This window comes from Marinilabiliales bacterium (assembly GCA_007695015.1).
GTDB lineage: Bacteria > Bacteroidota > Bacteroidia > Bacteroidales > PUMT01 > PXAP01.
Map to the genome: position 1 here is coordinate 1 of REEN01000072.1, position 14631 is coordinate 14631.

General features: G+C 43.7%; 14 protein-coding genes. 8 read left to right on the forward strand and 6 right to left on the reverse strand.

Going from position 1 to position 14631, the window contains the following annotated elements:
* Window positions 1-826, reverse strand: an 826-nt coding sequence (locus EA408_10625) for a hypothetical protein (protein TVR70660.1), incomplete at its 3' end; no start/stop codon positions are given.
* A gap of 330 nt (window positions 827-1156) precedes the next feature.
* On the opposite strand from EA408_10625, the gene EA408_10630 reads away from it, so the two are divergent.
* Both EA408_10630 and EA408_10635 read left to right on the forward strand, forming a co-directional pair.
* A complete protein-coding gene (locus EA408_10630) occupies window positions 1157-1705 on the forward strand; it encodes a hypothetical protein (GenBank protein TVR70661.1) in 549 nt (182 codons plus the stop codon).
* Window positions 1706-1712: 7 nt separating this feature from the next.
* A complete protein-coding gene (locus tag EA408_10635; protein ID TVR70662.1) occupies window positions 1713-2366 on the forward strand; it encodes a GNAT family N-acetyltransferase in 654 nt (217 codons plus the stop codon).
* A 523-nt stretch (window positions 2367-2889) separates the two neighbouring features.
* Here EA408_10635 and EA408_10640 read toward each other — a convergent pair.
* The 5 genes from EA408_10640 to EA408_10660 all read right to left on the reverse strand — a co-directional run bounded on the left by EA408_10640 (window position 2890) and on the right by EA408_10660 (window position 7947).
* Window positions 2890-3900 (reverse strand): ChbG/HpnK family deacetylase, encoded by a 1011-nt coding sequence (locus EA408_10640; protein TVR70663.1) that lies wholly within the window; start codon window positions 3898-3900, stop codon window positions 2890-2892.
* Between the two features lie 22 nt (window positions 3901-3922).
* Window positions 3923-5017, reverse strand: coding sequence for an alpha/beta hydrolase (locus tag EA408_10645; protein ID TVR70664.1), 1095 nt, complete (start codon window positions 5015-5017; stop codon window positions 3923-3925).
* Window positions 5018-5036: 19 nt separating this feature from the next.
* The gene (locus tag EA408_10650) at window positions 5037-5981 is read right to left on the reverse strand and encodes a hypothetical protein (GenBank protein TVR70665.1); all 945 of its coding nucleotides are present in this window, start codon (window positions 5979-5981) and stop codon (window positions 5037-5039) included.
* A 179-nt stretch (window positions 5982-6160) separates the two neighbouring features.
* A complete protein-coding gene (locus EA408_10655; protein TVR70666.1) occupies window positions 6161-7189 on the reverse strand; it encodes a hypothetical protein in 1029 nt (342 codons plus the stop codon).
* Window positions 7190-7248: 59 nt separating this feature from the next.
* Window positions 7249-7947, reverse strand: a complete 699-nt coding sequence (locus EA408_10660) for a methyltransferase domain-containing protein (protein ID TVR70667.1) — start codon at window positions 7945-7947, stop codon at window positions 7249-7251.
* Window positions 7948-8110: 163 nt separating this feature from the next.
* On the opposite strand from EA408_10660, the gene EA408_10665 reads away from it, so the two are divergent.
* The 6 genes from EA408_10665 (at window position 8111) to EA408_10690 (ending at window position 14622) form a co-directional block, all read left to right on the forward strand.
* Complete coding sequence (locus EA408_10665; protein ID TVR70668.1) at window positions 8111-8944, forward strand: alpha/beta hydrolase; 834 nt, start codon at window positions 8111-8113, stop codon at window positions 8942-8944.
* Window positions 8945-9338: 394 nt separating this feature from the next.
* Window positions 9339-10091, forward strand: coding sequence for a DUF4212 domain-containing protein (locus tag EA408_10670; GenBank protein ID TVR70669.1), 753 nt, complete (start codon window positions 9339-9341; stop codon window positions 10089-10091).
* Between the two features lie 35 nt (window positions 10092-10126).
* Window positions 10127-11797, forward strand: a complete 1671-nt coding sequence (locus EA408_10675; GenBank protein TVR70670.1) for a cation acetate symporter — start codon at window positions 10127-10129, stop codon at window positions 11795-11797.
* A 5-nt stretch (window positions 11798-11802) separates the two neighbouring features.
* A complete protein-coding gene (locus EA408_10680; protein TVR70671.1) occupies window positions 11803-12558 on the forward strand; it encodes a hypothetical protein in 756 nt (251 codons plus the stop codon).
* An 81-nt stretch (window positions 12559-12639) separates the two neighbouring features.
* Complete coding sequence (locus EA408_10685) at window positions 12640-13860, forward strand: hypothetical protein (protein ID TVR70672.1); 1221 nt, start codon at window positions 12640-12642, stop codon at window positions 13858-13860.
* 15 nt (window positions 13861-13875) lie between these two features.
* Complete coding sequence (locus EA408_10690) at window positions 13876-14622, forward strand: metallophosphatase family protein (GenBank protein TVR70673.1); 747 nt, start codon at window positions 13876-13878, stop codon at window positions 14620-14622.
* Window positions 14623-14631: the final 9 nt, after the last annotated feature.

The following is a 14631-nucleotide window of genomic DNA, read 5'->3' on the forward strand; positions in this document are numbered from 1 at the left end:
GAGCAAGCAGCAGTCCGAGAATCGCACCCCTGAATATCTGCCCGAAAAAGACGAGCAGCACAACGGGAATACTTTCAAGGTCCCGCCACATTTCAAATATCTCCATTTCCTGCAGAGCATCTGCATATCCTGCGATCTGGTAAAACAAGGGGCCAATGACCCAATAGGTAACCAGGTGGACAACCACAAACCTTGTGGTATACCCCCTGAGCTTTTCCGGCAGATTAACGGGTAGAGAGCTCTCCGGTGTTTTCAGGCTTCCCGGGCTCTTATAGTTTTTCATGTTCGCCTGAACTTCCAGGTTTTCCTGATCTTTCAGGCTCCCGGAATCTTTCAGGATCTCCCGGCTGCCGGGGAGAACCGTACCCGTTCTCTTCCGCGAAAGCGTTTCCCATTTAGAGAAAAGCCAGACAAACAAAAGCATTTGCAGTGCTATGGCTGTCAGCGCGTACAGGTGTTCTGTGAATGAGATGGTGGTGTAGATGATCCCCTCGATTGAACCGGGCTGTGGTTCGACCGAGCCGAAGAGTGCAACACCCCACAAGGCTCCGAACAGGATCAGCCGGCCCCGTGCGCTTTCAAACAGGATATTGTAAAACGGATAAAAAACCAGTGCAAAGGCAAGGCCCCGCAGTATCTGTCCGACGACAGCCATGAACCCAACGGGGCGGAACGTTTCATAGAAATCGAGCGCGACCCTGCCGGATTCAGGCAGCGCCGACTGGATTGCCAGGAACGGCAGACCAATAACATAGTATGTTAACAGGAACAGAAGCGTAAATCTTCCCAGGTAGGGCAGGAGCTGAGGTCTTTCAATCTTGTTCATTTTATTGAAGTTTTATGGATTATTAAAATATATTGCCGTGAGTATTTTGTCACTACATTATTATAAAATTGTGCCAAAAAAGGTATGTGGCTGGTATGCAGTTGCCTGGAAAGATATCGGCAGATTCGCAGCAATACTTTTATGTTCGTTTCTGAAACATTAGTGTACGGGAGCGGACAGAACAGGGTGTGATTTAGGCCAATAAAAGGGTAGCTATTATTTTATTGCAGAGCTAAAGCATTGAAATCCTGAGATCTGATTGGTTTGGCATTTTTTTGGATTGGTAGTTGATGTGATTTCTTCTAAACATTAATTTAAAATTTGAATAAAATGAAAATAGCATTGATCATCCTGGGGCTGGTTGTGGTAATTGTGGCAGCCCTTTTCATCTATTACGGTGGTTTGAGAAAGGTTGACTTCAATATAGCCAAACAGGGCGGAGAGACCCTTGTATATGTGGAGCAGACCGGCGATTACAGCAAAAGTGCAGGTCCGATTGACAAGATGTATTACTCGTTGCTTAATGAGGAGGGAATTGAAACATTCAGGGGGTTCGGGATATACTACGACAATCCCCAAAAGGTTGAGAAGAGCATGCTCCGGTCTGAGGTTGGCAGTATTCTCGAAGATCCTGACCCGGAAACACTTAAAAAGCTGGAAGGCAAATACAACATAAAGACCCTCCCCGGGAAGGATTATTTAGTTACGGAGTTCCCTTACCGGGGGAAACTGTCGGTCATTATGGGCATAATGAAAGTTTACCCCGCCATGAACAGGTTCGTACGGGAGAAAGGATTTGATGAAGATGGCTGGGTGATGGAGATCTACGATATTCTGGGCAAAAAAATCGTCTACAGGAAAGAGATAGTAAACAGATAATCGGCATATGATTGAGGAGGTAATGATGGAAAGAATTTATAAAACGACTATAAGAACTGTAGCTGAAGTTATGGCTTCCAGTTTTACTGACGATCCTATGCATGAAGTCATACTTGAAGGCTTAAGCAGAAAGGATGAGCTTCTCGCGGCTCATTCGGTTATTCATACCGCTCATGCACTCAGGAGCGGGCAGCTCAGGCTGCTGGACGGTAACCCTGGTGCATTTCTTATCGGGCAGGACAGCCTCGATGAAAACAGATGGAACAACCTAAGGCTGGTTAGCATGATTTACCTCCGGACATTCCTGGTACTCGGGATGCGGGATATCAGGAAGATCATATCCAACTACAAGAGGGCCGGCAATGTAGTAAGTTTCAGCTGGCAGGAGGAGTTTGTAAGCGGACGATTTTTCAGGATCAAGATTGTAGCTATTGATGAGAGCATGAGAGGGAAGGGAGCATTCAGAAGGCTGGTTACGCCGGTCCTTGATTATGCTGATAAAGAAAAGATACCGGTTGTGCTGGAAACTCACAACTATGATAATGTGGGACTTTATGAGCATTTTGGTTTTGATTTGGTCAAAACAATAAAGTCCGGTGAAACCCCTATAGAGCAATACTGTATGATAAGAAATCCGGTTGCAGAAACTGCTGCCTGTTGAAGAGGATGTAGCCGAGGTTTATCAAATTTAGAAAACCCAAATCTTTTCTGTTGACTGGCACAGACATTATTAAAACTGACTACAATAGTTTCTGTTTCAAATAGAGATTATGTTTTTCAATAAGGTTTCTTATTTCATCAGTTATCATTTTGTCAGGATCACCTGCAAGTTCAGAAATTGAGAGTATCCCTTCCTTTAATGGGTTGTAAGTTAACCCACTCTAATATAAAAATCCAAACAGCCAGATGGGGAGCCTGTTAAACACGCCATTTTCTATATCATCCAATACCAGCCAGGCATTTTTCAAATCTTTTATTCGTTGGGCTGATTTGGTTCCACTGCATTTAACAATTTTGCCTTTTGAAGCATAAGCGTTGTCTTTCCTAGGCCCCTGCTTCCCAGTATCTCAATTAATCTTGAATCCCAATTTATTACACTGAACAGGTGTCGATTGAAATCCAGTTCATGCACATACCGTGGCAAGGCCGGCTTTCCTGACAAATTCTCTTCTATTTGTTTTCATCTATCTTACATTTGTTAAATATGAGAAATCAATTAGCCGTATATTAAGTTCATGAAGTTTTGCCCTGACTTCAGTGCTCGTCAGGACTTCCAGCTCCAGTTCCCTTTCATTGATATAGCTGCTGTCCATACCCGGAGGGCTTTCTTCTATACAGGCGAATCCGGGATGTGACATTAATTCTGAGATACCTGGTGGAATTTGTTCGAGTATTGAAATAAAAGTTTCAATATCAGCATTTCCGTAAAAAGAGTCTACAAACCAATCTGTTACCGGAATGCCCTCCTGTTTTGCAAGCATCTCCTCCTCCCTGAAAGCATTCGGGCCTACCAGCTTCATCATCCTGAAGGACTTGAAAGGGTGGCGTATGGCATAACCCATCATGGCAGCAAGAGCTTTTGAGGAACCTCCTCCTTTTCTAACCCTGATATTTCCATGAACACTTTCAGGAACAGGGTTGCGGACAGGAATGCCTTGTTCTATGGCCGTTTCCCTTACTACCTTATGAAACGGGGTGTAGAGTGCCAGCATATGGTTCTCCGAATTAATATGATCGAGCGGCACTCCTGTTGTGAGGAACTGCTCAACCTGGGCGTTGACTTCTGCCCTCAATTCTTCGATTGAGATATTGTTAAGATGCCTGATTATTTTGTGAGAATGATAGAAATAGCCATCCTTGTCGACAAGGCTTGGGATTTGTTCAGGAGGGAGGACCGGTTTCCCGGTGGTAATATTAAGGTGTATCCCGATGGGGAGTTCGGGGTTTTCCTGATGTACCCTGATAATGGTCTCACGAGCTCCCGGATAATTCATCAATGCAGAGGTCGTGGTTACTATGCCATTCCTGTATGCCTCAACAATACCATTAGTGATTCCTTCGGTCATGCAAAGATCGTCGGCCGTTACTATCAGGTAACGAGGCTCTGATATGTCGGTAATAGTTGATTTTCGCAAAGAGTTGCAACCAGATGTCATCAAAACCATAATCAAACAGACCATGTATATGCGTGTCATAAGCAAAATTCCCTAAGATAATTCAATACTTCTGTGTGATCTCCCTTACAATTGAATTGAACTTCTCAACCTCTTCAAAAACAGGACTGTGAGCGGAGTTCTCAAAGGTGAAGAATCCTTTTTCCGGCGCTTTCAGCTGATCATAGAAATCTTTTGCAACAGAATACGGGGTTGTAAAATCATACTTTCCGTGGAAAATATAGACAGGTACCTGCATGCTGTCGATCTCGTTAAAAAGATTTGTTTGGATCACTTCATTCCACATATGCTCCAGTGAAAACATGCTGCCATTCATGAAATTCAGTTTGTCGCCAATTGTGTAATCTCTTGTTTTGAACACAATTCTGATCAATGGCCACATTCCGGTTATATCCCGGGTGGTCCCGCCGCCGAATTTGTTCACGTATATCCTTTGTTCTGTCATATAATCAATCCACTCTTTGCCGCTGGCATTCAAATCTGGAAAACTTAATCCAGCAAGTGTTTCAGCAGCTTTCTTATCATTATGGTTACGGGCCTCCTCTTTTGCCCATTCAAATGAGATTTGCTCTCCAATGAACTGATCCGCTACCTGTCCGATCCCAAAATAGGCCCGATAGAGCTCAGGATGTTCCCGGGCTGCCAGGATACCCAGTAAGGATCCCCATGAATGGCCCATAATATATATCCTGTCCTGTTTGAATCTTTCTGACAGGTATTCACTGAGTTCCCTGGTATCTGAGATAAACTGCCGCATATTCATGCTTTCAACCGGAATATCCCTTGACCAGGACTTGCCCGCCCCGCGTTGTTCCCAGTACACCATAACGAAGTCTTTTTCTATACCAGGATTAAAATGTTTCATGAAGGCAGCTTCCGGACTTCCAGGTCCGCCATGCAGGAAAAGCATTACCGGTTTTGTTGAATCTGCACCCCTGATAATGAGATACTGATCAAGTCCACCCAGGGAGATCTTCTCAATAACAGAAATGCTGCCCTCCAGCGGGTTTCCGTCAGGGCCGGTCAGAGGTTCGGGTTTTCCGGGACTGATAATCCATAGTGCAACAAAAAGTCCCAGAACTGTTGCTGAAATTCCTCCAATAATGTAGAGGCTTACTCTGATTATTCTTTTTCTCATTGTTGTTAATTTAATTTAGTTATTCCCTTCCCGGGGATGAGTTAAAGTTATCTTCAAGTGTTTTTTTTGAATTTTGCAAAGCCTCCAGAATGTGATCTCTTAATGCAACAGTATTCAATGCTCCGGTAACATGTCCGTTTTCAATTGTTCTGACAGGATGCCCTTCATAGCTGTTCTTCTGGACATCATACTCTATATACCGGTCGTAGGTTGCCAGCAGGGGAATGACATTCCTTGTCCTAACTTTACTGAAATCTTCATGGAAATTCAATAACTGCCTTATCTTATCAGGTTGCTGAAAAACGCTATCTGAGGCAAGCTTCCTGTATTTGCTTTTTAAAAACAGTTCGCCCAGAAATGTTCCGGCCAGCAGAGGTACATATACAGTAGATGAATTATAATAACTTCTGTGGAGATTGGTGACCCATCCCCCAAGGCTTATGCCGCATGTGATAACCGGAGCATTACTTATCTCCCTCAGCTTTTCTATTATGGATTCATTCAGTTTCACAGAAGCTGAGATCATCGCCATGAAATTTACCAGATGCAACATTTTTTGCTGGTACTGTTTAAGGCTGCCATTATGAAAAGGAGCTCTTACCGCAATCAGGTTCGCATCGAACCTATCCCGGGCCTTTACAAAGATGTCCATAAAAGAATTTTTCGCTCTTTTACGGTAATCGAAGGGTCTTTCATTGTTTCCATGATGATAAATGATTGACGGATGATCAATCCCAAGCCATTTCTCAACCCTGAAAGCAGGATCAAGCTCCCCGGCAATCCTCCTTGTTGCCCGGATTTCATAAGTCCCTTCAGAATTAATCGCAGGAACAGTTAATTCAGTTGACCTGATAAGTTCTTCGAAAGACAAGCTGTCGGTGCTTTCAGTAAAAAACTTCTTGCTGCCCGAGACCAGTGCACCGATATTTGCGGTTAAATTGTCAATAAGAATGTGTTTGTTCATGGCATCTACTGTACTTCCGAAATTACGGAGGGGAACTGTTTTTTGGTCTTGTAAATTATCAAATAACAGGCCATTGAGCTTAACAAACAGTTTAACAAGGGCTAAGGGGTATAATGGAAATCACAATACTGTCCGCCAGCAAACATGCTTGTTCGAAACCGGACATCTCCAAAGATCTTTTACTTATGCTCTGCACGCCTTACATACCATATATCGGAACCGAATACCCCTTCGTCGTCTACCAGTACATGAACGAAATACATTATGCTGCCGTCTGCCACAAGCGAAGGTTCTCCAACATAGCCGGTGATAACCATTTCAGGTTCGCTCCAGTTTTCTCCAATGAAGGTTGAGCGGTAAATGCTTGAAGGACCGTCACGCCTGGAGACAAAGTACATGGTGTTCGGATCACCGGCCGCGAATCCCGGTTGTCCGTCCCAGTCGGACGAATTCACAGGGGCTCCGGTGTTTTCCGGTACTGACCACCCATCCGTTTCTTTTGTTGACACCCAGATGTCAGTGCCTCCGAGTCCACCGGGCCGTGTGGAGGTAAGGAACAACTGCAAACCATCGGGGCTCAGGGCATGTTCACCATCAAGGTAAATGGAGTTTACCGGTTCACCAGGGTTCACGGCAGGGCCCGGTTCGCCGTCGATGATCGGAGCAACATATATGTCGAGATAGTCATCTGTCGGTGGCGAATGCTGATAACCCAGGTTATCAGCCCGTGTCGAATGGAAGTAGACATAAGCCCCGTCAGGGGTAAAACTCAGCCTGCCATCAACAGAACCACCTTCAGCTCCCTTCTGCAGGTCAAAAAAACGCGGGTTGGTGAACAGACCGGGATCATCTCCAACCCTTTTGGCGTAATATGTGCCTGTATGAATATGGAGCAACTCTTCATTGGTGCCCTCTACTGTGGGTGACCAGAAGAAATAGATGGTTTTCCCGTCCCGGCTTATCTCAACAGCATCATTGGGGCACTGGTCGGTAAGAGGGCTGGCAAGCCTGACCGGCTCACCCCAGTCCGTCGCAACAACGACCGGTTCACTGTAGTACGGGACACGGCCGGGGTCGGGACTATACCTGCATTGAGGACGGGGACTGTCATGTTTGAACAGGAGGGTTTTGTCATTATCATTGTCACTGCAGCCGCAGGTCAGGACCATGATAAAAGAAATAATGGCCGGAATAATAAGCTTTTCCATAAACAGATCCTGTAATTATGATAAATTTAACTCATTTCAGGATAATTTAAAAGAAATAATCACGGCTTGATGAAAGTGATCTTGTACATGAGCCCTTTGCAAATGATCTCCGAAGATATCTCTGTCATCTCGGCAGGCACCAGGTCAACAGGAACCCGCGCTTTATCAGCATCTTTGAATTCTTTTTTTATCAGCGGGTTTTTTTGATAACTTTGGCGAACAAGTTTGTCGGTTTCATCAACTATAAGGAGTTTGGTGCCGGGTTTTGCAACCCTGATCATTTCATGTATCGCCTTTTGCTTGTCATTGAAGTAGTTAATTCCTCCGCAGTGAAAGACTACATCAAAAAAATCATCCTTGAAAGGCAGCTCTTCACCTTCACAGTGGACCAGCCTGGCATCTATATTCCATCTTTTGACATGCTTCTTCGCCTGCCTTAACATTCCCAGCGATATATCCACCCCGTAATACACTGCATTTTTGTTTAAAAACCTGAAATTGTCTCCTGTGCCGGTTGATACTTCAAGTACCTTATCGTTATCCTTTACAGTCAATTCGCTCAGAAACGGGTCCCTGAATTTTCGTTCGCCGCCAAACTTAAACCAGAAGTATAATCTTTGTGACAGGTTGTATGACCAGGCTATCTTATTATAAAGACGGTTGTATTTAAGATTATCGCCTGTAAGCTCTGCTTCGTTTATGAAGGAATATATTCCTTCAATCATTCGCAAATTTTTGTTCTTATCTTCCATGAACATCTGTAGAGTTGTTTTTGCCATTTTTGAGCTGACCTGTAATACTTAATTTTATATATGAGCCGACATAGTTTCCCTGCAAAGTAAAAAAGATTAGCTCAGTAATTACCGGGATAGTCATATATTTACCTTGATTTTAGTTTTGTAAAACGAATAGTATATCAGCATGGACAACATACATGACAGTTTTATGACTGCTGACGGCAAAAATATGTTCTTTCAGAGCTGGTCGCCTTCCGGCGATCCGGAGATGGCAATCGCGCTTGTGCACGGACTGGGAGAACATTCGGGCAGGTACCTCCACTGGGCTGAAAAATTTTGCAGGGCAAAGATTGCTTTTGCTGCTTTTGATCTTCGGGGGCACGGGCAATCAGAAGGCAGGAGGGGGAATATTCCTTCGATGGATATTGCCCTCAGTGATATCGGATTGTTCCTTGAAAAAGTTGCCACAATATTCCCCGGGATTCCCGTAGTGCTTTATGGCCACAGCCTGGGAGGCAATCTTGCAGTCAATTATGTTATTGAGAGGCAGAGTAACCTGGCCGGCCTGATCATTACCAGCCCCTGGCTTAAGTTGTCAATGCCTGTGCCCGGATATAAAATGATACTGGCCAGCCTGGCTGGCTCGCTGGTTCCGTCAATTTTACAACCAAATGGACTTGATACCGGATATTTGTCGCGCGACAAAAACGTGGCTGAACAATACAAATCTGATCCCCTTGTACATGACCGGATCTCTGCCGGACTGTTTCTGTCTGCCTCCCGTGGAGGCGAAAAGGCTCTTTCGATGGCCGGGCGCATTACCATGCCGGTTCTTTTGATGCATGGAACCGCAGATGCCATAACCTCCCCTGAAGGCAGTAAAAGCTTCAGTGCTAATTCCGGCGATAATGTAACCCTCAGGCTTTGGGATGGCTTCTACCACGAATTACACAATGAGCCTGAAAAGGATGATGTCTTTTCCTTTATTGCCGGATGGCTGGGAAAAAGTATTGGTTAACAACAGAAGAGGGCAGCTCTTCGTCGGGCACTTTTATGTTAGTGTAATCCTTCCCGGGCAGTAATTACTGTAATCCAAACTGCAACAACTGCTGTGATGTTCAAATGGAAACCTTAACCGGGCTCCTGCCTGGGCACAGCTTCGGCCGACAGGCTATCTTTTAATGAGGGGATGTTCCCTTTCGGGGAAGCGCCGGTTTTTAAGATAACCTGCAACCGGTATTCCGGGGTCTGTTACTCCCTGATCAACTCATATATATTCAATGCCTTAAGAAGAATGCATAGAACAGGAATATTTTTTATGAAATTTTGCCTGTGCAGGAGTTGAATATAGTTGTATAAGAAATTATTTTTTTATCTTGCCATAAAGTTTTTTCACTTTAATAATTAATACTTTGGAAACAGAAGAATACAGGATAAGCTTTTTCAATCCTACCACTCCGCAAGCCCGCAGTAACAGGAATCTTATCATTCAGTTATTCATTATTTGGGCAGTTGCAATTTTCGGGTTTCAGATTTTATTGAAGATACTTTCGAAACCGGTACCGGAAGAAGCACTGGTTGAGTTTATTCCTGCCTGGGAAAAGATAGAATCGGGAAATGCCGTGAGCTATGATTACCAGGTTGCAGGCCAGTCGATGGTACAGGTTACCGGCAAGTTAACACTTGGACCCGATGAGTATGATGCTTTAAAAGATGGCATAAGCTGGACATTGTCCAGATTATTGCCTGATGATGAACTGGCTGATCTGCAGCAAGAAGTGCAGCTTCTGAACAGGTTAAGGGAGGAGATAACCTCATTAAGAGATGCAAGATACCTGGAAACAAAAGGATCGATCATATCCAGGGCTGCACCTGCATTAGGTATTGGTGAAGGCACATTGCTTGCACAACTTCTGCCATTGGCACTTGATGATGATATGGGAAATATGGCAGAAGAAAACAGATTGAAGATACCTGGTATCATGAGCCTGTATCTGACACATAACCGTTCTGTCCTCACCGACACCATTTTTCTGGGGTTCCCTTTTCACTATTTCTATACAGCTGTTTTTCTGCTGGTCTTTTTTGTAGGATTGTGCTGGTTATATTGTTACAGGACCGATAAACTGCACGCTAAGCTTAACTTTCTTGAACAGATTGACTAATCATTGAATTTACTTAACCCCGGAAAAATCAGAATATGAAACGGATATACATTCTCCTTCTCTTCACATTGATACCCCTGGTAACCCATGCAGCAAGCGATGCAACAGAACTTGAAGGCAGTTTTAAAGTCGGGCCGGCTATTATTCTCATCTTTATTTTAACTCTGTTTGTGCTTGTAGGCATTTTATTCCGTGCCAAAGATACTACCGACTATTACGCTGCCGGCCGTGGAATTTCCCGCGTGGGTTCAGGTATGGCAATTGCTTCCAACTGGATGAGTGCCGCCTCTTTCCTTGGCATGGCCGCGCTGATGTATGGTACCGGTTATCACGGTTTGTCCTATGTAGTTGGCTGGACCGGCGGGTATGTGCTTTTGCTTATACTCATGGCAGGCCAGATCAGAAGATATGGAAAATACACGGCGGCTGACTTTATTGGGGACAGGTATTATTCACAAACATTGCGGACCATTGGCGCAGGTATTACCATCATTATTTCAATTGCCTATGCAGTCGGACAATTTGGTGGGATCGGGCTGATGTTCAAGTGGGTGATGGGAATTGATTATCTGCCTGCGGTTATCATTGGCGGTTCTGTAGTGCTTGCTTATACGCTTATATCGGGTATGCTTGGTGTTACGAAAAACATGCAGATTCAATACGTGATCATCATCACTTCATTTATGGTCCCATTGTTTATTCTTACCGCGAAATTTGATTATTTCTGGTTAATCCCTCAGATAGGTTATGGCTCTGTAGTTCAGGATATTGTTGAAGGAGTTAAAATAGTTGATAAAGCAGGAATGGCAAATACCCTGGGACACCATTTTGCCATAGTGCCAAGCCCGGAATATGCCATGCCATGGGATCCTTCTACCGGGCAAACTTTTTTTCAATGGATGGCTATAGCTTTTTCACTTATGATTGGAACTGCGGGTTTGCCACATGTAATACAGCGGTTCTACGTTGTTCCCAGGGCCCGTGACGCGAGGTGGTCAGTTGTATGGGGATTGTTTTTTATTTGTTTGCTTTACTGGAGTGCTCCGGTATATTCGGCCTTCGGCACAATATTGTCTTCAAATCCAGAAGTAGGAAAACTGGCTGCAGATGCCATTGTAGTTTATACAGCACAATTGGGTAATGTTAATCCATTGATTGTGGGACTTCTGGCGGCAGGGGGAGTCTCTGCAGCTTTTTCAACAACTTCCGGTTTACTGGTAGCCGGGTCTTCTGCATTTGCTCACGACCTCTATGTAAAGGTGATTAATCCCGAAGCCAAACCCAGAACCCAGATGACAGTTGCCCGTTTGGGTACTTTGCTGATGGCAATTATTATCACTGCTATTGCAGTTCTTGATCTGGCATTGATCGCTCAACTGGTTGCCATTGCTTTTTCAATGGCAGGCTGTACAATATTCCCTTTGTTCCTGCTGGGGATATGGTGGAGTGGTTCCAACCGGGCAGGCGCCAAGGCCGGATTAATCGTTGGCAGCATTGTTACTCTTATATCCCTGACCTACCTGATAGGTGCCAGGGCCGGATGGATATTACCATTTAATGATTTTATCACCTATTATCTTGGTGCCTGGTACTTCGCCTGGATAGGTGCTCCGTTAGCAATTACCGCCAATATTATTGTTTCCAGAATGACCAAAGAGACACCCATTGAGATCAGAAAATTCTTAATTGAAAAGGTGCACTCATAGTTTGAATGTATATATCGATAAATAAAGGGACAAGAATAATCATAGGGATTATGGTTATCCTTGCTGCTGTTGGTATCGTCATTGCATCGATATACTATGGCAATATTAACAAGTCTGTTGACCCACGTGTCAGGCAGGCTCAGGTATTGTACGGCAGGTACAACATGTATGCTTCAGATAATGATCATGAAGGGATCCTTGCTTTACTGGACAGCATTGAAAATATCTATTCCTCAATACCGCATTACAGGAATTCATATGAGATGGGAGTCGTAGAGAATAACCGGGCATCTGTATTTCTTACAAAAGCACTTTCAGATCCGGTCAGGGAAGAGATCAGGCAGCATTATTTTGCTCTTGCCGAACAGCACTTATTAATGAGTATAGAGTATTATACGAATTGGATGGATTTTCATGGCAACCAGACTGAAGAGGAGATAAAAGTTTTTGTTGAGAAAGAGTTTGCGTCAGATTTATTACTAAATAATAATGAAAATCTGGATGCAATAATCCGGAACAGGGTAAAGGAGATTATGTCTGCCCGGATTGAGACTCCAAGAAGATTGTCGGTAAGTTATACAAATTTAGGCATCATCAGACGGCACGAAAATAACGTGGAACAGGCATACGAATATTATAACAAAGCCCTGGAGTTGTGGAGTGAAAACCATGCAGCCCAAAACAATATCAATATTCTGTTTGGAAAACCACCTGAGAGACAAAGTATATTTAGAAAACTTTTTCCCCCGGAAAGAAAATAGGCTAACTTACTTATCTTCAAATATGATTTTAATACTATGAGAACAAAAATATTTTTAATCCTGATCATATTCATAGTGCCTTTGTCAATTAGTGCCCGGGAAACGGATAATAGTGATTTCGGTATTAAAATAGGAGGGTTTATAAAAAACGATTTCTTTTATGACTCCCGCCAGACAGTTGCTGCAAGGGAGGGCCATTTCCTGTTGTGGCCGGCAAGGCCTTCGTTAGACGCCGAGAATAAGGATATTAATGAAGCATCAAGTTTTAACTTTCTGTCGATTCAGACCCGGTTAAATGCATCGATATCAGCGCCTGATTTTTTTGGGGTTAAGACTTCAGGTCATATTGAAGGTGCTTTTTTTGGGCATTCAAATGCTGATATTAACGGATTCAGATTGAGACATGCTTATGTCAAATTTGACCGGGAGAATTCTGAGTTATTGTTCGGGCAGTTCTGGAATCCCCTGTTTGTAAGCTCATCTTTTCCCGATGTTGTTTCATTCAACACCGGCTGCCCCTTTCAGCCTTTTTCAAGGAATCCGCAGATTCGTCTCACACAGACACTGGGGAATGTGAAAATTGTTGCAGCCGCTCTTTCTCAGAGGGATTTTGCCAACATCGGCCCTGCGGGAACCTCTTCTGCATATTTACGCAATTCTTCCATGCCTGATTTGCATGCGCAGATACACTATACCCATACTGATCCTGGAGCAGGGACTCAGTTTACCATCGGAGGCGGTACTGCATACAAGAAAATTGTGCCTGAACTGGTTACTGCGCAAGGTTACAAAACAGATGCTTATGTGGCGGGCATAACCTACATGGGTTTTGCAAGGGCAGGATTAAGGCTGTTCACAGTTAAAGCACAATATCTTCTGGGACAAAATGTGAATGACCTGCTTATGATTGGCGGTTACGGGATCAGCCGTGTGACCGATCCTTTGAGAGGAGCAGTTGAATATGCTCCTGTACGGACCAGCTCATACTGGCTGGATATGCATTCCAACGGACAGACAGTCCAATTTGGTGTTTTCCTTGGCTTGTCTGAAAACCTTGGCGCTACAGATAATCTTGTTGAAGGCACCGGTATAACAGGATTTGGCACAGACATTAAGTCACTCTACCGGGTTGCACCAAGGATCGTTTTTAATTCGGGAAAAGCACGTATTGCAGTTGAATGTGAATATACCGGTGCAAATTTCGGAACGGTAAATATTTCAGAAAACAGGAGAGGAATTCCGGTAAACATAGAGGAGGTTAGCAATTTCCGCCTGTTACTTGGGGTTTACCTGTTTTTATAACTATAATTTCTTTTCATGAAGCTGGGTTTTTTATCTGATATTCATGAAGATGTTGTCTCACTGAAAAAAGGTTTGGATGTTTTATACAGGGAGCATTGTGACCAGATAATCTGTCTCGGTGATATTATCGGGTTCAGTAACCCCTATTATCCTTTCGGGGAAACAAAAGATGCCAATGCCTGTATTGACCTGGTAAGGGAGAATTGCACAATAGTGGTACCCGGCAATCACGATCTTTTTTCTGCAGGCAGAATTCCCATGTTCCATGCCGGTATTGAATATCCTGAAAACTGGTACAGGATGGAAATCAGTGACCGGATGAATTTAATGAAAGGGAAAATATGGTTTTATGAGCATGAGGTCAATCCCGGTTTGACGGAAGAGAACATTCAATATCTGAGATCTTTGCCCGAGTACGATATCCTGAAAATTGATGATTACAGCATACTGGTTACACATTTTGTTTATCCTGATATTTCAGGCTCACTTAGAAAAAGGATTGATGAGATCTATGAGTACAGGGATCATTTTTGGTTTATGCGGCAAAATAATTGTATATTGTCATTTGCCGGACATATGCACAGGGAAGGATTTGAAGTTATAAATATGATGGGTTTCCGGGAATACGGGTTTAAGAAAAAGAGACTGATGAGAATAGAATCATTCATCGGCTTACCATCAATTGCTTTTGGGCAGAATAAAAATGGGGTGGCTGTTTTTGATACTGAAAGTTTTGAAATAAAGGTTGTCAGGTTAAGATAGATAACCATA

Bases quoted from the DNA above. Each gene is read 5' to 3' on its own strand.
- EA408_10660 (TVR70667.1), bottom strand. From the start codon at position 7,947: ATGTTCATGGAAGATAAGAACAAAAATTTGCGAATGATTGAAGGAATA.
- EA408_10665 (TVR70668.1), top strand. From the start codon at position 8,111: ATGGACAACATACATGACAGTTTTATGACTGCTGACGGCAAAAATATG.
- EA408_10640 (TVR70663.1), bottom strand. From the start codon at position 3,900: ATGACACGCATATACATGGTCTGTTTGATTATGGTTTTGATGACATCT.
- EA408_10630 (TVR70661.1), top strand. From the start codon at position 1,157: ATGAAAATAGCATTGATCATCCTGGGGCTGGTTGTGGTAATTGTGGCA.
- EA408_10635 (TVR70662.1), top strand. From the start codon at position 1,713: ATGATTGAGGAGGTAATGATGGAAAGAATTTATAAAACGACTATAAGA.
- EA408_10680 (TVR70671.1), top strand. From the start codon at position 11,803: ATGTATATATCGATAAATAAAGGGACAAGAATAATCATAGGGATTATG.
- EA408_10655 (TVR70666.1), bottom strand. From the start codon at position 7,189: ATGGAAAAGCTTATTATTCCGGCCATTATTTCTTTTATCATGGTCCTG.
- EA408_10690 (TVR70673.1), top strand. From the start codon at position 13,876: ATGAAGCTGGGTTTTTTATCTGATATTCATGAAGATGTTGTCTCACTG.
- EA408_10645 (TVR70664.1), bottom strand. From the start codon at position 5,017: ATGAGAAAAAGAATAATCAGAGTAAGCCTCTACATTATTGGAGGAATT.
- EA408_10675 (TVR70670.1), top strand. From the start codon at position 10,127: ATGAAACGGATATACATTCTCCTTCTCTTCACATTGATACCCCTGGTA.
- EA408_10650 (TVR70665.1), bottom strand. From the start codon at position 5,981: ATGAACAAACACATTCTTATTGACAATTTAACCGCAAATATCGGTGCA.